Genomic DNA, 25,581 nt, shown 5'->3' with positions numbered 1-25,581 from the left:
CCGAACGAGGTGTCGGAGTACACGGAATACGACCTGCAGCGTCTTGCCGTGAAGCCTGGCATCACCGGCTGGTGGCAAGTCACTGAGCGTAACTCGACTGGATTCGACGGGATGGTCCGACGCGATCTGGAATATATAGCCAAAAGAGGCGCTTTCTTCGATTTGAAAATAATCCTACTCACATTGATTGAGGTTGTCAGCGGAAATGGCGCTTGCTAAAGAGACAAGAGAGAAACACGAAGACGCCAGTTCAAGGGCTGTTCTTCCCGGGCGAATTGAAATCTTGGGCGCACCCGTCGACCCCTGGACGATGGAGCAGACCGTCGAGGCGACCGACGCTCTCATCAAGGAGGGACGCTTCGCCCACCTAATCGGCGTGAACGCCGACAAGCTGCTGCAGATGCGCGACGATCCCGAGATGGACGCGTGCGTGCGCCGATGCGAAATCGTGAATGCCGATGGCGCGTCCATGGTCATGGCCGCCAGGAAGCTGGGCGTGGACCTGCCCGGGCGCGTGGCCGGAATCGACCTCATGTGGGAGCTGTGCGGACTGGCTGAGCGCGAGGGGCACAGGGTCTACCTGCTGGGCGCCAAGGCCGAGGTGGTCGCAAAAACCGCAGGGGTACTGTCCGAGAGGTATCCCAACATTGTCCTCGCTGGCTACCGTGACGGCTATCACGGCGACGACGAGTTCGACGCCGTGATAGCCGAGGTTGAGCAGACTAGACCCGACATCGTTTTCGTAGGCATTACCTCGCCCAAGAAGGAGCGCCTGATCGAGCGTTTCCGCGAGCTGGGCGCAATGGGCGCATTCGTGGGCGTGGGCGGCTCGTTCGACGTCGTCTCCGGCAACATCCCACGAGCCCCGATGTGGATGCAGCGCGCGAACCTGGAGTGGCTCTTCCGCATGATGCAGGAGCCTAAGCGCCTGGTGAAGCGCTATCTAGTCGGTAACACCCGTTTCTACATGCTTCTCCGCAAGGAGTCAAAGAGGAGCAAGGCCAATGTCTAAGAAGAAAGTAATGCTCGTCTTCGGCACCCGCCCGGAGGCGATCAAGATGTGCCCGCTTGTGAATGAGCTGAAGGCGCGCGCTGATGAGTTCGAAACCGTCGTCACCGTGACCGGCCAGCACCGTGAGATGCTCGACCAGGTCCTGCGCGTCTTCGACGTGACGCCCGACCACGACCTGGCGATCATGAAGCCGGGCCAGACACTGTTTGACGTTACGTGCGACGTTCTGCTCAAGCTCAAGGCGGTCCTCGAGGACGAGAAACCCGACGTGGTTCTGGTTCACGGCGACACCACGACCAGCTTTGCGGCGGCCCTCGCGTGCTTCTACCTGCAAATTCCCATTGGCCATGTCGAGGCCGGCCTGCGCACGCACGACATCTACAGCCCCTGGCCGGAGGAGTTCAACCGCCAGGCCGTCGACATCGTGAGCGAGTACTACTTCGCACCCACGGAGGCGAGCAAGCAGAACCTGCTCGGCGAGGGCAAGCCCGAGTCCTCAATCTGGGTCACCGGCAACACCGGAATCGACGCCCTGCGCACCACCGTGCGAGAGGGGTACTCCCATCCCGAGCTCGAGTGGGCGGAGGGCTCCCGCCTCATCCTCATCACGGCGCACCGCCGCGAGAACCTGGGCGAGCCCATGCACCGCATGTTCCGCGCCATCCGCCGCGTGATGGAGGAGCATCCCGACACCAAGGCGATCTACCCCATTCACATGAACCCGCTCGTCCGCAAGGCGGCCCACGAAGAGCTCGACGGTTTCGAACGTCTGCACATCATCGACCCGCTCGAGGTTCTCGACTTCCACAACTTCATGGCCGCGAGCCACCTCATCCTCACCGACTCTGGCGGCATCCAGGAGGAGGCGCCTAGCCTAGGCAAGCCGGTGCTCGTGATGCGCGACACCACTGAGCGCCCCGAGGGCGTGGCCGCCGGCACGCTGAAGCTCGTCGGCACCGAGGAGGACGTCATCTACCGTGAGTTCAGTTGCCTTCTCTCCGATCAGGCTGAGTACGAGGCTATGAGCCGCGCCTCGAACCCCTATGGTGACGGGCATGCGAGCGAGCGGATCGCGGACGTACTGGCGGACGGTGAATACCGTGGGTAAGATACGCGTGCTTCTCCTAGTGAACCGTTGGTACCCGGACGGTGGCGTTGAGAACTTTCTCGAGCAGCTGGTGTCTGAGACCTCGGGTTCAATCGACTACGCGATAATGTCGCTCACCACCCGCGTCGACTCCGATGCTGCCTGCATCAAGATCGGGCCGGTTCTGAGTTCCGAACGCGTACAGGATATGTTCGCGCAAGGCTCCTCTATAGCTTCGGTCATGCGGAGGGGTCATTACGACGTCGTGCATATCCACGCAAGCAACGGCAGCGCCTTCTTCCTCGCTGACATTGCAAAAAAAGTGGGGGTTCCCCGTCGCATAATCCATTCGCACAACGCGGGGGCCGAGATTTCTGGTAACCCGTTGAAGAGAGCCGTGGGCACAGCCTGCGCGTTGCTCTTTTCAGACGCGCCGACCGATTTGTGGGCCTGCTCGGCGAACGCTGGCGAATATCTATTTGGCAAACAACCGTTTAACGTCTACTTTAATGGTATTGATCTCGTTAGGTTCGCCTTCTCTGAGCAGAAGCGCGCAAACATACGCGGCGAGCTCGGCGTGGCTGACGACGAGTTCCTGCTTGGTAGCATCGGCCGCATAGCCCTGCAGAAGAATCCGCTTTACCAGCTTCAGGTGTTCTCCGAGCTGCGCAAGCTCGTTCCCGAGACTCGCTTCTGCATGGTTGGCAGCGGCGACATGGAGGTCGAACGTGATGCTGAGGCCGAGAGACTCGGTCTGGGCAGCTCGCTCATAAAGGTATCGAGGACCTCGGAAAGCGACGCCTACTATTCGGCTTTCGACGCACTGCTATTGCCCTCCCTCTTTGAGGGCCTGCCCTTCGTTGGCATTGAAGGGCAGGCTGAAGGTCTTCCCATATACGGCTCCGACGTGCTTCCTCGCGAGTTGTCCATCACTGACAGAATCTTGTTCGCGTCCACCGACGAGGCGCCTTCCGCCTGGGCGCGGCGTATCGCCGAGGGTATCGATAGGTATCGTATTGAAGAGCGCCCTTCGTATGCGGAAAAGATGCGCGCCGCCGGCTTCGACAGGGAGGCGTGCTTCGCAACGATTGCCATTGCCTACCGGGGTGGTGGCCGATGATACAGAGGCGCACTAAGGTCCTCATGGTGGGGCCCGCACGCAACGAGCAAGGCGGTATCGCGACCGTCGTCAACGACTACTATAAGGCTGGCATCGAGGACCGCTGCGACATTACCTTTCTGCCGTGCACAGGCAAGGGGAGCAAACTTAAGAAGCTCGCGCAGGGTGGCTATGCCCTGGCGTGGGTTAAGCGACACTTGAGGGGCTTCGACGTGCTGCACGTCCACATGGGCGGCGGCAACAGCTTCGCCCGGGAGCGTTTCTTCGCCATGGCAGGTGTCGATGCCGGTGTGCCGACAATTCTGCACGTGCACGACGGCCTCTTTCGCGATACCTACGCGAATGCGCCCGAGAAGACCAGGTCGGACTACCGCAGGGTTTTCTCGGCGGTAGATAGAGTGGTCGCTCTTTCCGACTCATGGAAGGAGTACTTCTCCTCCGAGATATCAGGTTCGGACAATGTCGTTACGATTCCCAACGGTATCCACGTCCCCGAGGATGTAAACGATCACAAGGAGCCGAACACGGTGCTGTTTCTGGGACACTTCGATGACAACAAGAACGCCACCGTACTCATACGCGCGATTTCTAGGGCGCGGGAGATCGTGCCTGGTATTCGAGCATATTTCGGTGCGGACGGCGACGTGGAGGGTGCGAAGGCGCTTGTTGCCGAGCTGGGCTGCGAGGACGCGTGCTCGATCTTGGGATGGGTCGGCTCGCGGGAGAAGCAGGCGCTGCTGGACATGTGCGCAATCTACTGTCTGCCGTCCAAGAACGAGGCCTTCCCCATGGGGCTCTTGGAGGCCATGGCGAACGGCTTGGCGGTCGTTGTAACCCCCGTGGGCGGTGTGCGCGACATCGTGGAGGACGGTAAGACCGGCGTTTTCGTTCCCGTCGATGATATAGATGCCCTAGTGGAGGCGATTGTGACACTATGCCGCGATAAGAACGAGCGCACCCGCGTTGCGAAGGCGGGTGCCGACATGGTGCGCGAGAATTACGACCTCGGCGCTGTCGTGTCTGAACTTGTCGGTGTGTATGAGGAGCTTGCTGGAGGTGGAACCGTTGACGCCTAAGGTGCTACATTACTGCTGGTTCGGAGGAAAGCCCCTACCGCAAAAAGCTCAGGCAAACGTTGAGCGCTGGCAGGAGCTTATGCCGGATTATGAGATTGTCCGATGGGATGAATCGAACTTTGACGTTGATGAGTGCCCTTATGCCCGGGACGCTTACAAGGCAGGTAAATGGGCATTTGTGAGCGACTATGCGCGCTTCAAGGTCGTTTACGACAACGGCGGTACCTATATGGACATAGGTAGTGAGCTTCTGAAGTCAATCGACCCGCTTGTCAAAGAATCGGGGTTCACTGCATGTGACTATGAGTCGCATGCAGTGAACCCCGGCCTAGTGCTCTCGGCTGAGGCTCACTCTGACTTAATCGGGGAGGTCCTTGAATCTTACCGAAATCTTGATTTCGTGGATTCCATTGAGTTCCTGTATTCCCATACCGTTAATCACATTTTCGGTGAGGTTCTTGAACGCTATGGCTATCAGTGGGGCGTAGACGCTCTATGGGAGTATGACGGTTTTAGGGTCTATCCGAGTGAGTACTTCTGTCCAAAGCTCGACTTCGGTGGGTTTAAATGTACTAGTCGCACGTACTCCACCCATGTCAGTACCGCGAGTTGGTTGCCGGCCGGTGAGCGGTTTCGGATTGGCTTCATCAACAAGTGGGCCCCCTACGTGGGCGATTTCATTGCACGCAAGATTGCTCGTATTCTCTCGTTAACGTTGTATAAGGGTGATTCCCGATGATTACGGTATTCACTCCCACCTACAACAGGGCATATTCGATAGCACGTCTGTTCGACTCGCTTCAACGCCAGACTTGCAAGGATTTTGAGTGGGTTGTTGTGGATGATGGATCCACGGATGAGACGACTTCTCTGCTCGCAGAGCTTAAGGCAAATGCGACATTCCCCATGCATTTCGAAAGACAGGAAAATGCCGGCAAGCATGTAGCGATTAATCGGGGAGTGAACCTTGCTCGTGGAGAATGGTTTTTTATCGTCGATTCCGATGATTGGCTACCGGATGATTCCATTGAGGTGAACTTGCGGTATATCGCGCAAGTCGCTGATGACGATTCTTTTGCTGGCGTTTCCGGTGTGTGTGCGCGCGCTGACGGCTCACTGCTTCTTGGGGAGTCTGGCGTGTCTTTGAACGACATGGATAAGAAGACTGTTGAACGGTTTACCGAGGAGTACATAGACTCTACGTCGTGTGATTTCAGGTTCAAATACAAGATGCCGGGCGACAGGGCAGAGATCGTGCGTACTGAACTAATCAAGCGTTTTCCTTTTCCGCGTTTCGAAGGCGAAAGATATCTTTCTGAATTCTATCTATGGCAGTCGATATCGGAGTTGGATCTCAAGATTAGATGGTTCAATACGCCGACGTATTACGGCGACTATCTGGAAGATGGTCTTACGACCAATATGAAGGAGGTTATGCTGAAAAATCCGAGAGGACGTTCTTTTATTGATGATTTCACGTTGGGGACTCACGTTCCGATCAAGATGAAACTGAGGTCTGCTGTTAATTATCTCCGGTACGGTAGTTATGCCGGCTGTGGTATAGGTTCGCTTGTATCCAGTTCTTGCCATCCTCTGATTGTTCTACTCGCCTTGCCTTTCGCCTGTTTGTTTCCTCTTAGAGGTGATGTTGAATGACGGGAAAAACGATTTCCCTAAGAAGTCAAGTTCTTGAGACGCGTCTTTTTACTGTCGTTAACCTCTCTGTTTTCTTACTTGTCGCTTCGGTATTTGCTGTTTCTTTTTATCTACGAATGGGATTGAGCTCGGAGTTTGCGTATATTAACCTATTATTCTATGTTCCTTTGATTCTTCTAGCTGCTAAATGCGGATGTCGAATCGGGATTGGGCCTTTGATGCTTTGGCTCGTTCTGCTTTCCCTTTTTTTGGTGACCGAGCGAACGGCTGGCTCTTCGTTTCGGGACGTAGCGAAATTCTCCTTTCTTTACTGTTTGCCCCTATTAGTCTGCCAGCTGAGATTTGGCTCGTCGCAGGATCAGCGTCGGGCTCTGGCCAAGGCAATAATTAGAACATCAAACGCGTTCGTATTTCTTGTCTTTGGCATTCTTGTGCTCGATTGCTTTACGGGTTCCGCTTTCATGGCGGCAATATCAAATGCGGCCATGAAAGAGATGTCTGGATGGGTTTCGCCGGAAATTTCATCGAGGCATGTCTCCATATGGGGCCATTATCTCAGCACAGCAGGGTTTTACCTCGTTTTTTACTATATAAATATTGCATACGAGCGAATCGTTGGTGAGTCGTTGGTCAACATCAAGCTCTTGTATGTAGTTGCGACATTAGGCATCCTCTCCACAGGCGGTAAAACCGCCATTGTGATTTACCTGTTATCTGTAATTTGGCTTAACACTACTAGTAAGGATGCGATAAAGAACGCGATTGCCCTGAGCGTTTTTCTTGGCGTGCTTTATTTTGTCGGCGCGTTCGATGTCGTGCTTGATCGTTTTGGTGCGTCAGATTTATCGAGTGGAAGGAACGGCTCAGTTGAGCTTGTCCTTTCTTACGAAACTCCACGTATTTTCTGCGGATACGGTGAGGGTTACACCGCGCATTTCACTTCATTTATCGACAGAGGCACGGTATCTATGTTTTCCGAGTATTCCCTCTTGACGCTCGCATTTAAATTTGGACTTGTATTTGCAGTTGGTGCAGCGTTTCTTATCTTGCTGCCATCAATTAAGACCTCTGTTGCAACGGGAAACTATTCTATTCTGTTCCTGGGAATTTTGATGCTTACTTACTTCTCGACCTTTAACGGCATGGCCAATATTCCGGATGTCTACCACGTTATGGCTTTATTTTGCTTAGTGCTTAATCTGCTGGGTGAACGCACCTCTAAAAATGACTCTGTCGACTCCGCAGTCAGTGACGTCATCAGCCCGAAGGGTTTATGAGATGGAGATGCCTTCAGTGAATTCAAACGCCCCATTAGTCAGTGTCGTGATCCCGACATATTCACGTTCTGACATGCTGACTCGGGCATTGGAAAGTGTCAATGCCCAGACTTACCCCAATATCGAGATTGTTGTCGTAGATGACAATGGTAAAGGCACGAATCAACAGCTTGAGACTCAAGCTCGTGTTCTTGCATTCGAGACTCGGCCGGGCGTTGAATTGCACTATGTCGTTCGCGAAAAAAACGGAGGCGGATCGCTTGCGCGTAACACTGGCATCGATGCCTCAAAGGCCGATTTTGTTGCCTTTCTTGACGATGATGATGAGTTTCTACCGCGCAAGCTAGAGCTGCAGATGGAACCAATGTCCGATTCTAATGTCTCGTTGACCTATGCGCACTGCAAGGGCGTCCAGCCCGATGGCACAGAGATTTACTACCGCCGAGTCTGCAATGGGGTGCCTGTTTTCGAGCAGGCCTACTGCGGCTGTATTGCGGCGACGAGCCAATGGCTGGCGCGCAAGGATGCGTTACGGAGCGTCGGTTGCTTCAGCGATACACCTGCGAAGCAGGACTCCATTCTCATGTTCAAGCTTTTGATAGCGGGCTTCCAGATTAGATGCGTCCCCGAGGTGCTCTCAGTCTACTACGATGACTTAGGGACGGTGAGGATAAGCACGAGCGGCAAGTCTTTGGCGGGGGAGCTGAACTATGATCGGCTCATACGGGAGTATTCTGGGATGTTTACGCTCAACCAAAGGCGTCGTGTAGAGCATGCGATGCACTATCGCGTCGGCATGATGCTCGTTGGAATGAACGCGAGTGCTGAGGGCGCAGTCCAGCTGTTATCCTCGTTTGCGCTTGCTCCCTTTGCTTTTATACATAAAGCATATCGCGTTGTTGGTCACAATGCGAAGCAGGCTCTTAAGAAACTTAATGCTCATCGTGGTTAGGAATTGCATGTTATTAAGAAAAGCCGCTCGCTATGTTAGGCACCCTTCGCTTGTTAGGTTCGAGATTGAGAGACGTTCCAGGCTGCGTGAGGTCAGTAAATTTGATTTTCGCCCTTACACGAGCGCGCCTATCAGCAATAATACATATATATCTCTTACAAGCTATGGGGCGCGTCTCAATGCGGTCCATATGGCCATCCGTTCCCTACTCATGCAATCAGTGAGACCCTCAAAGGTTCTGCTTTATCTTGATGAGTCTATCCAAAGGGACACGCTTTCCGATGATTTGCTTGACCTTGAACAATATGGTCTTGAAATCAGAATGGGTTACGAGGATTTGGGGCCGCACAAGAAATATCTCTTCGCATTTCAAGAGTTCCCGGACTCGCTCATTATCACGGCGGACGATGACCTCATCTATCCAGCAGATATGGTCGAATCGCTTCTCACGGCCCACGAGGCTGTTCCCTATTGCGTTGTGGCAAGGCGCTGCCATCTCATAGGGTTTGATGCTGCGGGAGATTTACTTCCTTATGAAAAATGGGGCTGGGAGCATAAGGACGCTTTTTCAGTCCCCAGCCGCCGGTTGCTTGCAACCGGCGGCGCCGGGACGTTGTATCCTGTCGCAGCTTTCGACCTCGCATCACTGGATATAGAGGCCATACGTGGAGTAGCCTGGTCTGCAGATGACCTTTATCTCAAGTTCTTCGAGCTCGCCAACGGCATCGAGGTGGCATATGCTCCGAACAGACAGAATCATCCCTATCAATTGGAGGGTCCTCGTTCGGACGCTCTTTGCAACGCGAATGTGGCGGGAGGGCGTAACGATGCCATCATGGCCGAGCTCATGTGCCGATATGGATTGAGTCCATCGTATTTCGAGGAGGGATATCGTGCGACTTCTTCCTAATGTTCAGAATAGGCTTTCGCAATCCAAGGCTAACGCATGAGTTGAGACTAACATACAGGAACTGAAGGGGATCGGCTCTCTCGGTTGAGGGACGCCGACGTAGCGATTCGTTATCCTGAACATATATTCATCGGGAGGGGCGTATGTCAACGGTGGGATGTTGGCTGCCTCGGATGCGCGAAAGACGTTATTGGGCGCGGCTGAATGTTGCCTATGGTTCTCTCATGCGTACGGACATGCATCGCCATGAAAGACTTGATAAACCGAAAAATGCGCAAAGCAACGTTGGGTTGAGAAAGTGTTGGGCAATGACGCCTGGATCGGGTGCTGCGTACAAATATTGTCCGGCGTCACTGTTGGTTCGCACGCCATAGTGGGTGAAGGAGTCGCGCGTAATTTCCCGGAGCGATCGGTTGTTGGCGGCGTGCCGGCGCGTGTAATCCACAAGAGGAATAGTTATACCAGGCCATTGAGGCCGCTAAAGTTTGGAATATGGAAAGTGTCTAAATCAAATACGGGCATGCGCAGTGCTGCCCTTATGCAGTTTGGGTCTAAGTATGTCAGCATGGGTGCTCAACTCGTGATAACGGCCGTGCTGGCAAGACTGATCTCACCGGGTGATTTTGGGCTTATGGCTATTGTCACGGTGTTCACTGGGCTATTCAGCTTGCTTTCTGATATGGGTGTGGGCACTGCTATCGTGCAGTATCGCGACCTTACGGAACGTGAGTATGGCGGTCTATTTGCATTTTCGGCACTTTTGGCTGCAGGGCTTTCTCTGGCCTTTTGTGCCGCATCGCCATTCATCGCCGCAATCTACGGAGACGCCCGGCTTGTGCCCTTGTGCCTTGCCTCGGCCCCCGCGCTGCTGTTCTCCACGCTCAATATGGTGCCAAATGGCCTTATGCTCAAGGAGTTGCGATTCGCCGCCATTGGCGTACGTCTTGTGGCGGCTACAGTAGTCTCTGGAGGGGTCGCAATCGCGGCCTCCGCCTTGGGTGCGGGCTGCTATGCGCTCGTCCTTCAGACTGTGCTATCTGCGGCGGTGGTGTTCTTCTGGAACATTGTAGCGCGACCAATCAGGCAGATAAACGCTCATTTCATTTGCACGCTTAAGAAGATATTCTCCTATTCTGCTTACCAGTTTGGGTTCAGCTTGGTCAATTACTTCTCACGCAACCTCGATAACATGCTCGTCGGCGGTATACTGGGAACTGCGGCCTTGGGCTTTTACGATAAGGCTTATAAATTGACAACCTATCCCATGACAGCGTTCTCCAGCGTCATAGGCTCGGTCATCCAGCCGTTCATGGCAGAGCATCAAGACGATGTCGACCGCATCTACGAGTGCTGGATGCGTATCGAAAAGCTGCTCTCGCTAGTGGGTGTTGCTGTGGCGGTGGTATTCAGCTGCGCTTCGGCGGAAATCATTGCTGTCTTCTACGGGCCAGGATGGGAGCAAGCCGCGCCGGTGTTCGCCGTGCTTGCTGTGTCGGTCTACTTCCAGATGATGGGCAACCCTTCGGGTGCGTTTTTCCAAAGCATAGGACGCACCGATTACATGTTTAAGGTTGGTCTTGTGAACACCGCGATCACCATTTCCGGGCTGCTGGCTGGCCTGGCTGGCGGCTCCATCCTCACAGTGGCTTACGGCATCTTTGCAGCATACTGCCTTCATATGGTTCCTCTAGCGTATTTCCTAGTGAAACGTGGCTTCGGCAGACCTTACTATTGCCTGCTAAATTTCTTGCCTGAGATTGCTGTTGGCATCGTGGGCATTGCTGCTGTTGCGGGAGTTGGCGCCTTTATACCCATGGAAGATGTTTTCCTCTCTCTCATCGTAAAGTTGTTTGTGAGCAGCATTGCGCTAATCACTGGATATGCGCTCACTGGCCAGCTGAAATACCTCACGGCTCTAATTAAGAGATAGCTCATTCTGATCGTTCCATCACGTATGGCACCTTGAAAACCCCAGATAGAAAGAAGATTCCCATGAAGATCGCTGTCGCCGGAACCGGCTACGTCGGCCTGTCCCTCGCTGTCCTGCTCTCGCAGCACAACGAGGTGCACGCGCTGGACATCGTGCCTGAGAAGGTCGCGAAGATCAACAACTACGAGTCGCCCATCCAGGACGACGAGATAGAGCGATTCCTGGCAGAAGCAAAGGCGGGGGAGCGCGAGCTTGACCTGCACGCCACCGTCGACGTGGCCGAGGCCTACACGGGTGCCGACTACGCCGTCATCGCCACGCCCACCAACTACGACAGCGATAGGAACTTCTTCGACACGAGCTCCGTCGAGGCCGCCATCGCCGCAGTGCGCTCGGTGAACCCGGACGCTTGGATCGTCATCAAGTCGACCATCCCCGTCGGCTACACGGCGGGCCTGCGCGAGAGGCTGGGAGACAACAAGATTATCTTCAGCCCCGAGTTCCTGCGCGAGAGCAAGGCGCTCTATGACAACCTGCATCCGTCTCGCATCGTGGTGGGCGCGCCGAAGGATGACGTCGACGCTGTCGCGGCTGCCGAGCGCTTCGCACGCCTGCTTGCCCAAGGGGCGGACCCCGCGGAACTCGAGCGCGTGAACGCCGACGGTACCGTGGGCATCCCGGAACTCGTGCTGGGCACCACCGAGGCCGAGGCCGTGAAGCTCTTCGCCAACACCTACCTGGCGCTGCGCGTCGCCTACTTCAACGAGCTCGACACCTACTGCGAGGCCCGCGGCCTCAACACCCGCGACGTCATCGACGGCGTGTGCCTGGAGCCGCGCATCGGCAGCCACTACAACAACCCCAGCTTCGGCTACGGCGGCTACTGCCTGCCCAAGGACACCAAGCAGCTGCTGGCCAACTACAGGGACGTGCCCCAGAACCTGATCGAGGCCATCGTGGATGCCAACCGCACCCGCAAGGACTTCGTGGCAGACGAGGTGCTGCAGATGGTGTGGGACCGCGTGTACGCCGGCAAGCCGAAACCGGTCGTGGGCGTGTACCGCCTGACTATGAAGTCCAACTCCGACAACTTCCGCGCGAGTTCCATCCAGGGCGTCATGAAGCGCGTGAAGGCCAAGGGCGTGCCCGTGGTTGTATACGAGCCCACGCTGGACGCGCCGGAGTTCTTCGGCTCCGAGGTGACCCACGACCTGGAGGCCTTCAAGGCCGGCTGCGACGTTATCGTGGCCAACCGCTGGAGCGACGAGCTCGCGGACGTGGCGGACAAGGTTTACACGAGGGATCTGTTTAAGCGGGACTAGGGGAGAGGGGCTTACGCAGGTCTTCCGCAATCTAAATACAGGTATAAAGTTGAGCACGGGGTGTAACGGCTGGCGCCGATACGCCCCGTGCTTTGTTATTCTCGCTATTTACAATAGCATTCGTTGCGGCCACGAGCTCAAGGCGCTTGTCATCAGGGATGGCAAAATGCAGTGACTAACTATTGTCATAGTTAGTCACTGCATTGTTATAAATCCATGCCGATGCCATCATGAAAAATATTACTCACAACGCGGTCTGTGTAGACATAGGCAAGGCCAGCATATGGCTGTGTCTTTGCGCGGATCGGTAGCAACAAAGCGGCACAGGAGCGAATGTCGGCCCCAATGCCCACGCACCATATCGGCGGTGTCATTTCGCGATATTCATCAGTGCCCAAGCGAGCAAATTCTCCAAGCTGACGGCGAAGGAACTGCTTACAGAAACTAAACTGTTTCTAGGTTGTATGTATGAAAGAATGCGGCTGTGGATGCATTTTCGTTTTTAATTTTTAAGGGCGGAGGAGACAATGGGTCTAACAAATCTACCTGAGTACATCTCAGCGATTGTGGCAATCATCGCGTTGCTCATTTCTTGTTACCAAGCTTGTCTCAGTAATAAACAGTCTCTATTTAATCGACGTTTAAATATTTGGATAACCGTCGATAAACTCATGAGCGTTTACGCAAAAAACGCGGAGAACTTGAAACATGATGACGAACCGCAAATGGCTATCGACCTACTATTTGTATGGCTGACTAACACAACGTACCTGCAATCAATCTCAGCCTCAATTAATAAGGTGTTAGATGCCGACCTTCAACTTAAATTGCATTTAAAACTTGACGAAATGAGGTCGCTCGCCATGGAGGCGAGATTTTGCTTCAAGGGAAAGAGTGGAGAGGCAATTGCCGAATTCCTAGAAGATTATCAATCCCTTTTGTTTTCAATGTATCAGTATCAGGTTCTATTTAATAAGATGCTCCAGAATGCAAGGGAATATCAATGGACGCTTGAACAAGCTTCTGAAAGGTTAGATGAGCCCGATCAACGGCAAGATCTCTTTGAAAAAGAAAGCACTCTTGCTGCATCATACAAGACTCTATGCCAGCTAAACAAGAGAGGTGCAATTCAGCGCCAAATACAACTAGCAGGTCCTATATGGCACTGAGCTAAAATTGGGTGCTTAAGACGGTCGATGCCGCACCAAACCTCAATGCCATTAGCCCTATGGGCAAAAACTCTTAAGCTCTAAAGTTGCGCAAGATCCGTCAGCTTTCATTGCTGCGGGTTTGAGAACGTTACCAATTAGAATATAACCCAGTGCTGGAATAAGACTCGGAAGCCGATTCAGGTTGAACTTTAAGGACGAATACATAAATAGTCAGGTGTTCAGCTGGAGACATCATCCACTGCGGTACGTAGCAAGGGAGGATGAGCTCGCATACAGTCGTCTTTATGGCTACGTAGAACAATTGGCGGATTCCGTTAGTGGTTTAGTTTCTACGCCATCTTTCAACCAGTTTTTACTTGAATCCTGTCAGCTCTTAGCTAACTCGCTAGATTTAATTCATCAAGGTTACTTCGATGCTGCTTTTTATTCAGTTAGACAAGCTGGAGAGGTCATCCTTATCGGAACATTGTTTTCGAATCTAGAAGAACCTGAGCGCAAGGCTAAATATGAGAAATGGGTCTCGCTCGACAGGTTCCCCTCATTTAGCGAACTGTCCAAAATGCTGCGTTCAAAAGATATTGAATATCGAGACCTTCTTGAACAAATGCCCGAAATTGATGAGCTAATCAGCAAGCTCAATAAGAGGGCGAACAAGTATATTCACAAACAAGGCCACGAATCCTTTATACCAAGCCTTACGAGGTGGTTCCCGAAAGCGCGAAGCATATTCGAGAGGATTTAACCGATTATTTCACGACTACTGTAAAGGTCTGTGCAATTTTTCGACTTACCGTCGATCCTTTCCCCATATTACTGAGCGACCCCGAATGCGAATTCAGATTCCCTGATTGTATGACACTCAAATTCGGCCAGAGCTTTATTGATAATTGTTTGGGAAACGAGTTTGTTAAGCACTACATTGAGACGGATTATTACCGCAATTGGGTGAATGCGATTAAGTCAACATTTCCTAGGTTGAAGGAGACAACATATAAAGTCTCAAACCTGCACTATATTGATTTGTCCAACATCGAAGACATTCTTGATGAGCTAGATAAGTTAACGTTATATGAGGCGACGGCTGTTTTATTTACTGCGCTATTCTCAGAGAAAGTAATTGCCATTCATATAACCGGTATGCTTGATGCATTTAGTAATTCAGCAAGACCATCAAGCGGTCTGTACCTTTCAGACATGAGTGCTTACGCCGAACAGCTTGGCGGAGTCAACGTTCCACTCGCGGAGATCTGTCATCTCGCTAGTCTTGATACATCGCATGAGTATTCTCCCGTTAGCTCAATCATTACTTCGTTTTCTATTGCGTCAGATTTTATTTGCGTTGAGACCGATACGCTTCTTGATGACAATGAAGTTGTGCTAGGCCAGAAAGCGGCAGAAGAGCTTGACTGGCTTTGGAACCGGATCAAAACAGGCCAATGTGCCATGTTTGAATTAAAGGAAACGGCACTGTTCAAGTGGATTAAACAGAACGTGTAAATAGTTTGCTGTCGCTTCTACGACGGCAAAAAGAACCGGTCATGGACGCGTGTTGCCTGACAACGACCAGCTTCAACAACTACCGCGCAAGCTCCATCCAAGGTGTCATGAAGTGCGCGAAGACCAAGGGCGTGCCCATGGTGGTCTACGAGCCCTCGCTGGACGCGCCGGAGTTCTTCGGCGCTGAGGTGACCCACGTCCTGGGGCTTCAAGGCCGGCTGCGACATGATCGTCGCCAAGCGCTGGAGCGACGAGCTCGCGGATGCGGCGGGCAAGGTGCATACGATGGGTCTGTTTAAGCGGGACTAGGGGAGAGGGACGGGCTGCGCTGGACGAACTCAGCCTATAGCAAGATCATCCTGCATGAGGAGATGGTGGTGTGTCGGCTAGCGCCGATACACCACCATCTTTTAATATTCTCGCCAATTGCAATTACTTCTATCACGATTGCGCGTGGACTGTCATCTATTGGGAGACAGAACGATTGCTGTTTAGAATAGTTACTCAACCAGTACTTAATTGAATGCCAATACGATGAGCGCAACTGGGTTCTTGCCCCGAGGTAAACCACGGCCTGGATGCGTTTAAAGTCGGATGGACGGCAATCGTTGTCAACCTCTTGAGCGTTTACGTCGCGAGCGCGATGGACAAAAGCGGTACGCGCGGCATGTTAAAGAGGACTAGAGGAATGGATTGAATGGCAATTATCGATCCTTCCATATGGCGTATTCTAACTTGCTCATATTGGCTTACGTCATCCCAAACCAGCCATCAATCGTATGCAGTTGACATGCAAATACCAAAACTCCAGCATGCTTAATAATAGCTACTATCTTTATTCAGAAATTTTCATTTTTATATTGATAATTTATTTCGCTATTGATGAAATTTATGCTATAGTGCCAATCAAGGTAGTCGTGACCATAACTACTTGGCCACGAAGGTCTTTTCCCATTCCAGGGTGAGCGCAAGCTCGCCGCGGACCACTTCGGTGGTCTACCTAAACCCCCGCTCACCCGGTGCGCCCGCGCTGGGATGCGCGGGCGCACGAAGCTGGGCGGGTGTTACCGGAAGAACCTCTCCTTTCTTTGGGACGCTGCAACCGCAGCGAGAAAGGGGGTGTGCTATATGGCACAGCATCTATCTAATTCCGGAAACAACCATGTTGCTGGCCAACCTCGAGTGAAGCTGCGAGTTGAGAAGCGTAAGAGGGCTCCGAAAGACTTTCGAGCGTTAATCGGGATCTTAGAGCTTCTCGGCGCTTTTATAAAAGTGCTTCACGAGCTCATAAGCTTGTTGACAGGTTGGTAGCATCTAATGGTAGCCCGCCCAGTATTTGATTATTAGCTCCTTTTAGTCTGTAAGGAGAGCAGGGGATGCTGGGTAATACGCTTAAAAGGTTACGGGGCATATATGGCTACAGTGCCAAGGAAATGAGCGAATTACTCGGCATCTCCAGTAGCTATCTTTCCGAGATCGAAAACGGGAAGAAAAAAGTCTCGATGGATTTGCTTGAACGCTATTCAGAATTGCTTAATCTTCGAGTATCAACGCTAATTCGTTTTTCAGAGGACTATGAGGATGCAGAATTGAATAACGCCAGCCAAAAGTTCATTACGTCCTTGATGTCTAAGGTGATCGAGGCATATAGCAATGGCAAGTAGAGGCTATGCAATTGACCAGAGTCCTTTATATAAGTTGTGCAGCAAGCGCAAGCTTGCCACGATACTTCATTTAGAGTACGACAGCCTTCTTCACGCCAATGATTTCATCAATTACACCGTCAGTGAAATTGAAAAGGCTTCTGGGGGATTTCGAACTATCTATGATCCATGTAGAGAATTAAAGCAAGTCCAACGCCGCATAAAGAACTTGCTGAGCAGAATTTCGATTCCAAACTGGGTATTCTCTGGTTGCAAGGGTGTCTGCCATGTGGATAACGGCAAGTACCATGAGCATTCTGTCTATTTTATTCAATCAGATTTACACGCATTTTATGACTCATGTTCGCGAGAGTCCGTCTACCGACTCTTCAAAGATAGATTTATATGCAGCAGCGATGTATCCGCCCTGCTTAGCGATTTAACTACACTTACGCTAGAGGACGGTTCCACTGTAATTCCAACTGGAAGTCCATGCGCTCAGCTTGTTGCATTCCTTGCCTATCAAGATATGTTTAACGAGCTACATAATCTCGCAAGTAATCACGGTTACAAATTTTCCCTATACGTTGATGACTTAACATTCTCGTCCAAAACGCCATTTAGTAATCCAACAATATTTAAGAAGAAGCTTCTTCAAATCGTTAAGCGGTATGGGCACTCTCTATCGCTCAGTAAGACCGCATATCGCGGCGCGGATGAAACCAAAATAGTTACAGGCGTCGCCATCACCAAAGAGGGAGTCTCGGCTATTCCAAATAAGCTGAGACACAAAATCGTAGAAGGAACGGTACAAAGCTGCGCTGGCGATACGATGGCTGCGCAATCAACCATAGGACGAATTAGCTCGGCAAGAATGATTGAGCACAACGCCTTTCCAGAAGCCGAACGACAGGTTTTGCTTAACCTGGAAGGCTAGTTATAACAATGATTAGTCTTTCATCAATTGCTCTCGACTTTACATATCATTTAGTTAATGCGACTGATGTCCGGATGCGAGGATCGAATGTTTAACAATCTTCTCGATAGCACGCTCGAAAAAACGCTTTCAGAAATAATGAAGCTATACGACGGTCATGGCGGACGCGTAACAGTTATTGATGTTGATCCGCTAATCCTTAAGGAGCTTAAACGCCGCGATTTTCTTAACTACCTAGATTTTGATTTATCCGGTAATGCCATGGTGGTTCCTTCATATAAAGCTATAGCATATAAATTCAATCAGAATAAACCCTCTCTTGTCTCAACTCGAAGATTAAAGGTCTTCGAAACTTTCACTGAGTCCTACACTAGAGTTAAATCGATTGGAAATGGGGGAGCGGGCACAGTATTTGAGGTCGAAACCCCTGATGGAGTGAGGTATGCACTCAAACTATTGAATGCAGAAGCTGCCGGAAATTCTTCTAAGCTCAAGCGCTTTATTCAGGAGGCACGATTTGAGCATGACTGTAAGTGCAGGTCCATTGTAAATGCGGTTGATTTCGGATGCTTAATTACTGACGATGTCAAGCAACCATTTTATGTGATGCCATTAATGGACGGCAGCCTTGCAAATTTAATGTCTAATCCTGGCGAATTTACAAGCACGATACTGTTAAAAATGTTCCTTGAGCTATTGGACGGACTAAGATGCTTTTATTCAGACGGAAACTATCACAGAGACGTTAAGCCCCAGAATCTGCTTTATGATGGCAAGCTAAATCGACTCTTTCTCTCTGATTTCGGTATAGCGCATATTGAAACACATTATCCGGGCGCAACAGTAGAGACAGTTGCCTCGGATAGATTGGCTAATTTTCAGTATGCTGCACCCGAACAGCGTGTAAAAGGCGGAAAATGCGATCAGCGAAGCGATATCTATGCTTATGGATTAATACTTAATGAATTGTTTACGGGGGCAGTGCCCCAGGGAACAAACTACAAACGAATTGGAGACGTTGCCCCGGAATACGCCTATTTAGACGAAGTCGTAGAGCATATGATTGCGCAGAATCCTAGCGATCGCTATGCGAACATAGATTCCGTGCTGCTCGATATCGAAGTGCTATCAAAAGCAGCCGATACCAAACTCGCATCGAAACAATCAGAAGAGTCGATTATTGACACCTCTGACGTTCTTCAAATGCGAATCATAAATAAGAAATGGGATGACGGCACAATCTATTTTGAGATGAGCGATGATCTTCGTGGACAGTGGCTGACAATCTTTAAGAGTTTTAGGCATAGATCCTTTTGCACCGATGGATTCCATCTTGATCCGAATTGGTTCGAAATCACAGGGAGAATAATTAAGGTTTTTAATGTTGGCTATAACAAAGAAAGAGCTAGAGACACCGTCGAATATGTCTCGAATGCAGTAACTTGGGCGAACAACGAGTATGTGCGAATGGTTAATAACGAGCGTAAGCGCGCTCACGAAGAAGAAGTAAAGAGACGGAAAGTCGAACTTGATCGTGCCGATAAGAATGCCAAGTTCAGTAGGGATATCAACGAAATGCTAGCTCAGCTATAATTTATTAATAGCAAATAGGCCATGTCGGAATTAGTCAACACGGCCTATTTGCTATTTTTAACATTTAGTTTAGGTGGCGTTAGGGATGATGTCCCCAAATGCCGCTGCCCCGTATTGCATATTCTTCCAACCATCTGCTTCCAATTCAGCTCACCATCAACCAGGCTAACCAGCGAGTCGGTTCAATTGCAATTAGAAGTTTCAGAATCAGTATATTTCAATAGCAATTTATTAACCCCGCATTTATAGTTAGCATGAGAAATGCCACCCGACTTCTTAATACAATCTCTTAAAACTCCATTGTAAGCAGCCCCTAAGCAACTGTGGCGTTGAATAGCCTGCGATGATGAGCGAGCTCGTCGGCAATTTGAGTTTTGTTCAACGCTGACAGATTCCTCCTTTCACCGATTGACAAAACGATTTACACCTAATTGTTGGAACTGTTCAGGGACATTTCCTTTGTTTACGGCTTAATCTCGGTAAACTTGTAGCTGCTGCTACCAGGGCATTTTCTGGTGCATATTCTATTGGCTCCTGCGAAGATCGGAGCGGTTATGTTTGCCACCGCGTTCCACACTAGCCAACACTACATTCTGCTTACTGTCATGGCCTGCCTATGCGTTTTGCTGGGCGGGCCTTCTTATGCCGCGGGCGCGGAGAGCCTCATCATCGCGGGCGCGACGTACTACGAGCCGGGCGTGTCGGGCCCCGGCTGGGCCTGGACCGATGCCGACCACCTGGAGCTTAACGGCTACGCGGGCGAGGCCATCGGCGCCGAGGGCAACCTGGTGCTGACGCTTGCCGGGCAAAACTCCGTGACGGAGTCGCATGCGCCCGATGCGGACATCACGCTGTGTGGCATGGAGGTGTGGGGCAACCTGACGCTTCGCGGCACCGGGACCCTGACGGCGACGGGCTCGCAGTGCGGGATCCACGTCTCGCGAGCGCTCGTGGTGGACGGCTGCACCGTCGATGCCCGGGCGGACGGGGTCGATATTACGAACGAGGCGGTTGCCGGCGTGATCGCAGGCGACATGGCCGTGCGCGGCGGCGGGCGCGTCGCTGCCGCGGGCGCCGGGTCCGGAGCGGGCGTGCGCGCCTACGGCGTTTATCTGCAGGATGCGGGCCTTGGCGTTGGTTCGGCCGGCTGTCGGCTTTCCGTCGATGCCTCGTGGCTCGATGCAGCCGGCGCCGACGGCGGCGTTGCTTGTCTGGGTGGGTCGCTTGTGTCCGCACGGTTTGTGACGCCTGTTGGCGGGGCTTTTGGTGCTAGCGGCGTGGTGGATGCCTCCGGTGCGGTAGCACCGCATGTGGTAGTTGAGCCCGATGTGGCCACGCCGTCAACGGGGGAGACCGATGGGGGCGAGGTACCGGGCGATAACGCGGACAAGTCTCCCGCCGATGCTAACCCAGCTGCAGGAGAGCCCACCACGGGGCCCACGGCAAATCCCTCACTGAAACCCGCGGCCACGACAACCAAAACAACAACGACAGTAACCAAGACCACGGTCGCCAAAATCCCCAAGCCCAAGGCTGCCACCGCAACAACTGCGGCACTCCCAAAGACCGGCGACACCAACTGGATCGTCGCCTCTGTGGCGCTTTTCCTGCTGGGGACAGTGTTTCTAGCTGCTGCGTGCCGCTGCTGAAGCACCATTTCGATAGGCTATATAGAAGGCTATATTCGTAACGACGAATTAGTAGAATAATTTTTACGACAATTACTCGGGACTTATCTAACATGAACCACGAGTCGGATCATACAGTTGAGGCTGCCAAGAACGTAAAAGACGCCGGCCTTCTTGAGCTGCTTGAGCGTTGCAGCTATCTATATAACGAGGCATTTTATGCCAACACGGAACTAGCAATCCTTCGCGAACTGTCTAAAGCATCTTCCGACTATGAGAATGAAGTAATTTGCGCTGGCTGCTTCTTCAGCTTTACACAACTTGCATTAACCGAATCCTGTTTCATGAATTGCGCACGGTTATTTGATGCCAAAAGCGACGTCAGTATTGGGAACTTGATAGAAGACGTCAAGTCTCATTCTGCTGAAATCGACGCGCTTGCAATCTCCTTATTTAATGATCGACCAAACTTTGACAGGCTTAATCCAATCGTTCATCCATTGGCAAAGGACGAGGAGCGTTTCTACTCCAAAGAAGTTGAGTCGCAACGCTCAGATGAAAAGCTGTTCGGAAATCATTACAGAATGGTTACTGTGTGCATAACCACTTATGACCTTTCCAATTTATGGAAAAAACGACTCAACAGTCTCCGTAAACTAACTGACATGCTTCGCGATCAGCGAAATAAAGTTTTCGCCCATAGCGACATAGAAGCACTGAATTATGATGAGCTTGTTAGGCGACTTCCTTTAACTTTCAGCGAAATTCAAAAACTAATCGACTTCGCACTCGATCTAACAATCGAATTATTCGCCAAAATTACTGGTATTGAAAAAGATCGATTGCCCAAGAACTCCAAAGATATACAAGGCCTTCTAAAATATGCGGAGGTTGGCATGGAGGCTGTTGAGCAGCATTTGGGTAATCTATAGGATTCGAGCGCCTGCAAGTAGTTAAGCATGCGGGCGCTTGAATCTGAATACGATCCTTGACATAAAGTCCGACCATCGCACAATGACGGTTTTCCATGCCAAAAAGACACTGAAGTGTGAGGTGGTTCAAATCTCAGTAATACAAATAATCAGCAGTTCAGGTCTTATGGGAATAATTCAATTCGCATCACGATGCATCTAAGTGGCTGTTTATACTTGGATATAAACACTAAGGAGGTAGCAATGCTTTGGAGCTATGTTCAGCTAGATGACGGCACTCAGTTTGCCTACTCAGAAACACGAGACGACGGGACCGTTCGCGTAGCCGTCGAGCGCCCGGTTGATTTTGGTTTTGACCATGCAGAATGCTTTCTACCTGCGGTCAAATGGTTTAACGTCGAAGGATTTTCTACTGACGATCTGGATTTTTTGACCGAGTTCGTTAGATCAAACGCTCCGTTTATCTTCGAGCTTGCAGAACGGCAAAAAGCCGGACCGGCGGTGGCATAATGCCTCGAATTTTTGTTTTTGGACAGTATGTTCTGTTCTTTTGGATTGCAGAAAATGGCGAGCCCGTTCACATCCATGTAGGAGTAAAGAGGGCAGCTGCAAATTCGACTAAGTTTTGGCTCACTAAAAATGGTGGATGCACACTTGCGAACAACGAGAGCAAGATTCCGGCTAAGGATCTCAGGGATCTTTCAAAACTAATCACCATGAACCATCGTTACATTTGTGACAAGTGGCGCGAAACCTTTGGTGATGATTCCCTGACTTTCTATTGCTAAACCGCAATTGAGCCATGATTACGCTTATCAACTCATGATTGCCGATGTTGACGGGCGGGACCTTCCTGTTACGCCGCTAGTGCTCCAATCGTACTTTCCGATAGCCCGGAACCCAAAGACAACCAGCACTACGCCTGGATCCAAGACCTTGTTTCCGGAAACCGCACGCGAGCAGAACTCGCCGACGAGCTGCGCCGCAATTGCGTTGTGTGTCTCGACGGTGCGTCGCACGTATAAAATCTAAGCATCCAAACTCTAACTATGAAATGGAATGGACGCCACATGGAACTCCCTAGCACCCTGTGCAGCAATGTGTACGACTTCGCGTTTTGCCCCGAGCCCTGCTACGATCGCCTGGTCGACCTCGCCGACCCCGAGGACTGGGGTCCCGGCAACCGCATCCTCAGAAACTACTTGTCGTTTTCATTTAGCCGGGCGGTGTTCCTGACCGAGCGCGACGTGGACCAGACCGCGCCGTCCAACCTACCGCTGGTGTTCGACGACGACCAATGCCTGTTCAACACCGGCCTGTACACGCGTCGCTACGAGACCATCTACGGCCTGTTTGAGCCCAACACGAAACCCGACGCGCGCCAGCGCTGGTTTTTGAAGGGCTTCTTTAAGGAGAGCGACCCCATGCTGGTCTCGTTTGAGTACCTGCCGTGCCGCGTGCGCTTTGCCGAGGACCCTTCCGAGCTGGTCTTTGACTACCGCCTTCCCATCCGCTCCAACATCGACCATATTTTGGGCGACGAGGAGAACCTGACGCGCATTCCTGCCAGCCTGATGGGGGAGGACAACTCGCTGCTGCTGCGCCGTGCCTTTGAGGGCGCCGTCGTCGAGGGCGCCCGCCGCGCCGCCGCCAACTACACGCTCGCCGTGCCGCAGTTCTACGGCGGCCGGATCCAGCTGCTCTTGCCGCTGTGCCTGACCGGCGACAAGCCCGAGCTGGCGCTGACCATCCAGCGCGAGGACGGTTTCTACGCCGCGCGCACCTGCCTCACACTCGATATGGCCTACAACAACGCGCGACTTATCTGCCGCCCCGAGACTTCGTGGATCAAGCGTTAAAGGGCGGTTGAGCTGGTCGTTAGTCGGCTGCTTTACGTGCGATAGCGCGGATTGCACTCACGAATTTAAAATCGGGGGCAAAAAGTTCTTGGTAAACCACGCGCGGCTATGTTAGTATCTCTTTTGCCGAAAGGCGACGGGCGATTGGCTCAGGGGTAGAGCATATCCTTCACACGGATGGGGTCACAAGTTCGAATCTTGTATCGCCCACCATCTAAAGCGCAGGTCAGAGGTGTTAAGCTTCTGGCCTTTTTCTTTTTGACACCAAGTTTGACACCAAATCTGACACCAAAATCGAATCGATATTTTTAAACGCGGTTCTAGCTGATTTCTCCTGAACTGACGCCAACGCGCGTTTTGCATAAAGCTCATGCGATCTTTCATTGAATTTGCCATGGGATTCACGCACAAATGTGGAGATAGGAACCACGGCCCCAGAACGCCTGCCAGCTGATTTGTGACACACGGCAATCTTTAGGCGAAATGTGTCAAGCTATTGGTCAGCATTTGGTCAGCTTCCGGTACTTACTCGCATGATGCCGCCATTGATAATCGGCCTACCTGCAAACATAACGGCACGCAGCCAAAGCTAGGGGAGGCCACATGGACGAAATCGTCTGCGCAAACACCGCATTCCGCTACTGGCGCTGCCCACCGCAGGTGCATGACCTCTACCCGCGCCTACCCAGCTCCGATGACGGCTGGCGGGCCCTATCCCAAGCCCCTTTCGTAACCGATGTCCTCAAGACCCCGATTATCGCTGTTGCTTCGCCAGGTTGTTGTAATCACCACTCGGGATTGCGCTCCACTATTCGCTGGGAAGGGGCTTCGGATACCGGCACAACAACCGACACTCATTTAGGCTTTAGCGTCACCAATCCGCTTAACACGTTATTTACTATGACACGCTTTGTGTCCCAAATAGATCTCGTACTGGCTATGTACGAACTTTGCAGCTGGTTTTCTGTTTTCGAGCCGACCCCCGCTGTCGAAATGCAGTTAAAAATCGCGTTAAAGGAGAATCGCAATTCCAGCACGCAGGATCTGTTCGAACTTGGAGAAGGCGAAGACGAGATTCCTTGGAAACGAGTTTATGCCCGCACAACCGTAAAGGTCCCAGCAAATGAAGGCCAAACGAACAATCGCGAGGATGGAAGAGAGGTTACGAAACTCAAAGGTACTTCGCTTTGGATGAGAAAGCCACTCATCGAACTGAGCGACTTGCATCGATTCGCCGAAAAGGTCAAAAGTCAAATGTGGGGAAAGCAGTTTTATGATGCCGCTCAGCAGGTTATCGGCATTGCTGCATCTCCACTCGAGGTCGCGGGGGTCCTGCTTCTAAGTCGTTCTCGACGTCTGGGTGGTTCAGGATTCAGATACGTATACCTCAACGATTTAACCCCTCTATCCGAGGAAGCCCAAAGCATCGCAGGTCAAAAGGTTTGCTACGGTGACATCGTGATTGTAAACCCAATCCTAATGAAGGCAGCAATTATCGAAATCCAAGGTGAGGTCATCCATGGGTCAGGCGCGGTACTTGACCAAGATGCGGAGCGCATGACTGCGCTCCAGAGCATGGGTTTCGATGTGTTCCTGGTAACCCACGATATGCTTAACGACAAAAAACAGCTAGACGCCATAGTCAAAAGCGTCTGCAGTCGTTTGGGGATTCGATATAAAGCCAAATCCGAGGCAATGAAGCGCGCCGAGACGCGACTGCGAGCAAATGTTCTGTGCAACTGGTTGGAACTCGGAAATTAGCCGGCGACAAGGCGCTAGAACGACCTAGTTTTCCTGCTAGTGAATTAGTATCATTTCAAAACCATGCCGGATTACGGGGCTGGACCCGGACCGGCCGTCCATACCCTGCATTTCGCTGAATGCGCAAGTCGTCTACCTGCGGTTTTTATTTTACCGATTACGGCATGCTCGGGGGTTCCCGGCCTGGCCCCGTAAACCGGCATGGTTTTGAAATCGC

24 protein-coding genes and 1 tRNA gene are annotated in these 25,581 nt (G+C 51.8%); all 25 read left to right on the top strand.

Going from position 1 to position 25,581, the window contains the following annotated elements; all coding sequences use genetic code 11:
* A partial coding sequence (locus AAA069_RS09585; protein ID WP_349128236.1) for a sugar transferase occupies positions 1-219 on the top strand: 219 nt, incomplete at its 5' end.
* The gene (locus tag AAA069_RS09580; RefSeq protein ID WP_349128234.1) at positions 206-1,012 is read left to right on the top strand and encodes a WecB/TagA/CpsF family glycosyltransferase; all 807 of its coding nucleotides are present in this window, start codon (positions 206-208) and stop codon (positions 1,010-1,012) included. The genes AAA069_RS09585 and AAA069_RS09580, both read left to right, overlap by 14 nt.
* Positions 1,005-2,120, top strand: a complete 1,116-nt coding sequence (gene wecB, locus AAA069_RS09575) for a UDP-N-acetylglucosamine 2-epimerase (non-hydrolyzing) (protein ID WP_349128232.1) — start codon at positions 1,005-1,007, stop codon at positions 2,118-2,120. Before AAA069_RS09580 ends, wecB begins: the two co-directional genes overlap by 8 nt.
* The gene (locus tag AAA069_RS09570) at positions 2,113-3,219 is read left to right on the top strand and encodes a glycosyltransferase (protein ID WP_349128231.1); all 1,107 of its coding nucleotides are present in this window, start codon (positions 2,113-2,115) and stop codon (positions 3,217-3,219) included. The genes wecB and AAA069_RS09570 overlap by 8 nt, the downstream gene beginning before the upstream one ends.
* Positions 3,216-4,295 (top strand): glycosyltransferase family 4 protein, encoded by a 1,080-nt coding sequence (locus AAA069_RS09565; protein WP_349128230.1) that lies wholly within the window; start codon positions 3,216-3,218, stop codon positions 4,293-4,295. The genes AAA069_RS09570 and AAA069_RS09565 overlap by 4 nt, the downstream gene beginning before the upstream one ends.
* On the top strand, positions 4,276-5,034 hold the full coding sequence (locus AAA069_RS09560; protein ID WP_349128229.1) for a glycosyltransferase: 759 nt from the start codon (positions 4,276-4,278) through the stop codon (positions 5,032-5,034). Before AAA069_RS09565 ends, AAA069_RS09560 begins: the two co-directional genes overlap by 20 nt.
* The gene (locus AAA069_RS09555) at positions 5,031-5,951 is read left to right on the top strand and encodes a glycosyltransferase family A protein (protein WP_349128228.1); all 921 of its coding nucleotides are present in this window, start codon (positions 5,031-5,033) and stop codon (positions 5,949-5,951) included. The genes AAA069_RS09560 and AAA069_RS09555 overlap by 4 nt, the downstream gene beginning before the upstream one ends.
* Complete coding sequence (locus tag AAA069_RS09550) at positions 5,948-7,228, top strand: hypothetical protein (protein WP_349128227.1); 1,281 nt, start codon at positions 5,948-5,950, stop codon at positions 7,226-7,228. The genes AAA069_RS09555 and AAA069_RS09550 overlap by 4 nt, the downstream gene beginning before the upstream one ends.
* A gap of 1 nt (position 7,229) precedes the next feature.
* On the top strand, positions 7,230-8,180 hold the full coding sequence (locus AAA069_RS09545; RefSeq protein WP_349128225.1) for a glycosyltransferase family 2 protein: 951 nt from the start codon (positions 7,230-7,232) through the stop codon (positions 8,178-8,180).
* A 190-nt stretch (positions 8,181-8,370) separates the two neighbouring features.
* Positions 8,371-9,090, top strand: a complete 720-nt coding sequence (locus AAA069_RS09540) for a hypothetical protein (RefSeq protein ID WP_349128224.1) — start codon at positions 8,371-8,373, stop codon at positions 9,088-9,090.
* Positions 9,091-9,610: 520 nt separating this feature from the next.
* The gene (locus AAA069_RS09535; protein ID WP_349128237.1) at positions 9,611-11,020 is read left to right on the top strand and encodes a lipopolysaccharide biosynthesis protein; all 1,410 of its coding nucleotides are present in this window, start codon (positions 9,611-9,613) and stop codon (positions 11,018-11,020) included.
* Positions 11,021-11,082: 62 nt separating this feature from the next.
* Positions 11,083-12,342, top strand: coding sequence for a nucleotide sugar dehydrogenase (locus tag AAA069_RS09530; RefSeq protein WP_349128223.1), 1,260 nt, complete (start codon positions 11,083-11,085; stop codon positions 12,340-12,342).
* Between the two features lie 527 nt (positions 12,343-12,869).
* Positions 12,870-13,511 carry a hypothetical protein gene (locus AAA069_RS09525; RefSeq protein WP_349128221.1) on the top strand — a complete coding sequence of 214 codons (642 nt, stop codon included), beginning with the start codon at positions 12,870-12,872 and terminating at the stop codon, positions 13,509-13,511.
* Positions 13,512-13,695: 184 nt separating this feature from the next.
* Positions 13,696-14,256 carry a hypothetical protein gene (locus tag AAA069_RS09520; protein ID WP_349128219.1) on the top strand — a complete coding sequence of 187 codons (561 nt, stop codon included), beginning with the start codon at positions 13,696-13,698 and terminating at the stop codon, positions 14,254-14,256.
* Complete coding sequence (locus AAA069_RS09515; RefSeq protein WP_349128218.1) at positions 14,217-15,011, top strand: hypothetical protein; 795 nt, start codon at positions 14,217-14,219, stop codon at positions 15,009-15,011. The genes AAA069_RS09520 and AAA069_RS09515 overlap by 40 nt, the downstream gene beginning before the upstream one ends.
* Before the next feature lie 41 nt (positions 15,012-15,052).
* The gene (locus tag AAA069_RS09510) at positions 15,053-15,310 is read left to right on the top strand and encodes a hypothetical protein (RefSeq protein WP_349128216.1); all 258 of its coding nucleotides are present in this window, start codon (positions 15,053-15,055) and stop codon (positions 15,308-15,310) included.
* A gap of 1,077 nt (positions 15,311-16,387) precedes the next feature.
* Positions 16,388-16,675, top strand: coding sequence for a helix-turn-helix transcriptional regulator (locus tag AAA069_RS09505; protein ID WP_349128215.1), 288 nt, complete (start codon positions 16,388-16,390; stop codon positions 16,673-16,675).
* A complete protein-coding gene (locus tag AAA069_RS09500; protein ID WP_349128214.1) occupies positions 16,665-17,591 on the top strand; it encodes a reverse transcriptase family protein in 927 nt (308 codons plus the stop codon). Before AAA069_RS09505 ends, AAA069_RS09500 begins: the two co-directional genes overlap by 11 nt.
* 87 nt (positions 17,592-17,678) lie before the next feature.
* On the top strand, positions 17,679-19,184 hold the full coding sequence (locus tag AAA069_RS09495) for a serine/threonine-protein kinase (protein WP_349128213.1): 1,506 nt from the start codon (positions 17,679-17,681) through the stop codon (positions 19,182-19,184).
* Between the two features lie 554 nt (positions 19,185-19,738).
* Complete coding sequence (locus AAA069_RS09490) at positions 19,739-20,833, top strand: hypothetical protein (RefSeq protein ID WP_349128212.1); 1,095 nt, start codon at positions 19,739-19,741, stop codon at positions 20,831-20,833.
* Positions 20,834-20,925: 92 nt separating this feature from the next.
* A complete protein-coding gene (locus AAA069_RS09485) occupies positions 20,926-21,744 on the top strand; it encodes a hypothetical protein (RefSeq protein WP_349128211.1) in 819 nt (272 codons plus the stop codon).
* Positions 21,745-21,987: 243 nt separating this feature from the next.
* Positions 21,988-22,254 carry a hypothetical protein gene (locus AAA069_RS09480; RefSeq protein ID WP_117762964.1) on the top strand — a complete coding sequence of 89 codons (267 nt, stop codon included), beginning with the start codon at positions 21,988-21,990 and terminating at the stop codon, positions 22,252-22,254.
* A 560-nt stretch (positions 22,255-22,814) separates the two neighbouring features.
* The gene (locus tag AAA069_RS09475) at positions 22,815-23,603 is read left to right on the top strand and encodes a DUF3825 domain-containing protein (protein WP_349128210.1); all 789 of its coding nucleotides are present in this window, start codon (positions 22,815-22,817) and stop codon (positions 23,601-23,603) included.
* Positions 23,604-23,741: 138 nt separating this feature from the next.
* Positions 23,742-23,816, top strand: a tRNA-Val gene (locus tag AAA069_RS09470).
* A gap of 390 nt (positions 23,817-24,206) precedes the next feature.
* Complete coding sequence (locus AAA069_RS09465) at positions 24,207-25,364, top strand: hypothetical protein (RefSeq protein ID WP_349128209.1); 1,158 nt, start codon at positions 24,207-24,209, stop codon at positions 25,362-25,364.
* Positions 25,365-25,581 lie beyond the last annotated feature (217 nt).

The sequence above is a fragment of the Collinsella sp. CLA-SR-H006 genome, from assembly GCF_040097075.1.
In the GTDB taxonomy this organism is placed as follows: domain Bacteria; phylum Actinomycetota; class Coriobacteriia; order Coriobacteriales; family Coriobacteriaceae; genus Collinsella.
The sequence above is the reverse complement of the archived record's forward strand: the minus strand, read 5'-3'. Positions and strand labels throughout refer to the sequence as shown.

Excerpts from the sequence above, each read along its gene's own strand:
- AAA069_RS09580 (WP_349128234.1), top strand. The coding sequence starts at position 206 with ATGGCGCTTGCTAAAGAGACAAGAGAGAAACACGAAGACGCCAGTTCA.
- wecB (WP_349128232.1), top strand. The coding sequence starts at position 1,005 with ATGTCTAAGAAGAAAGTAATGCTCGTCTTCGGCACCCGCCCGGAGGCG.
- AAA069_RS09565 (WP_349128230.1), top strand. The coding sequence starts at position 3,216 with ATGATACAGAGGCGCACTAAGGTCCTCATGGTGGGGCCCGCACGCAAC.
- AAA069_RS09555 (WP_349128228.1), top strand. The coding sequence starts at position 5,031 with ATGATTACGGTATTCACTCCCACCTACAACAGGGCATATTCGATAGCA.
- AAA069_RS09550 (WP_349128227.1), top strand. The coding sequence starts at position 5,948 with ATGACGGGAAAAACGATTTCCCTAAGAAGTCAAGTTCTTGAGACGCGT.
- AAA069_RS09545 (WP_349128225.1), top strand. The coding sequence starts at position 7,230 with ATGGAGATGCCTTCAGTGAATTCAAACGCCCCATTAGTCAGTGTCGTG.
- AAA069_RS09540 (WP_349128224.1), top strand. The coding sequence starts at position 8,371 with ATGGCCATCCGTTCCCTACTCATGCAATCAGTGAGACCCTCAAAGGTT.
- AAA069_RS09535 (WP_349128237.1), top strand. The coding sequence starts at position 9,611 with ATGCGCAGTGCTGCCCTTATGCAGTTTGGGTCTAAGTATGTCAGCATG.
- AAA069_RS09530 (WP_349128223.1), top strand. The coding sequence starts at position 11,083 with ATGAAGATCGCTGTCGCCGGAACCGGCTACGTCGGCCTGTCCCTCGCT.
- AAA069_RS09525 (WP_349128221.1), top strand. The coding sequence starts at position 12,870 with ATGGGTCTAACAAATCTACCTGAGTACATCTCAGCGATTGTGGCAATC.
- AAA069_RS09510 (WP_349128216.1), top strand. The coding sequence starts at position 15,053 with ATGGACGCGTGTTGCCTGACAACGACCAGCTTCAACAACTACCGCGCA.
- AAA069_RS09505 (WP_349128215.1), top strand. The coding sequence starts at position 16,388 with ATGCTGGGTAATACGCTTAAAAGGTTACGGGGCATATATGGCTACAGT.
- AAA069_RS09500 (WP_349128214.1), top strand. The coding sequence starts at position 16,665 with ATGGCAAGTAGAGGCTATGCAATTGACCAGAGTCCTTTATATAAGTTG.
- AAA069_RS09495 (WP_349128213.1), top strand. The coding sequence starts at position 17,679 with ATGTTTAACAATCTTCTCGATAGCACGCTCGAAAAAACGCTTTCAGAA.
- AAA069_RS09490 (WP_349128212.1), top strand. The coding sequence starts at position 19,739 with ATGTTTGCCACCGCGTTCCACACTAGCCAACACTACATTCTGCTTACT.
- AAA069_RS09485 (WP_349128211.1), top strand. The coding sequence starts at position 20,926 with ATGAACCACGAGTCGGATCATACAGTTGAGGCTGCCAAGAACGTAAAA.
- AAA069_RS09480 (WP_117762964.1), top strand. The coding sequence starts at position 21,988 with ATGCTTTGGAGCTATGTTCAGCTAGATGACGGCACTCAGTTTGCCTAC.
- AAA069_RS09475 (WP_349128210.1), top strand. The coding sequence starts at position 22,815 with ATGGAACTCCCTAGCACCCTGTGCAGCAATGTGTACGACTTCGCGTTT.
- AAA069_RS09465 (WP_349128209.1), top strand. The coding sequence starts at position 24,207 with ATGGACGAAATCGTCTGCGCAAACACCGCATTCCGCTACTGGCGCTGC.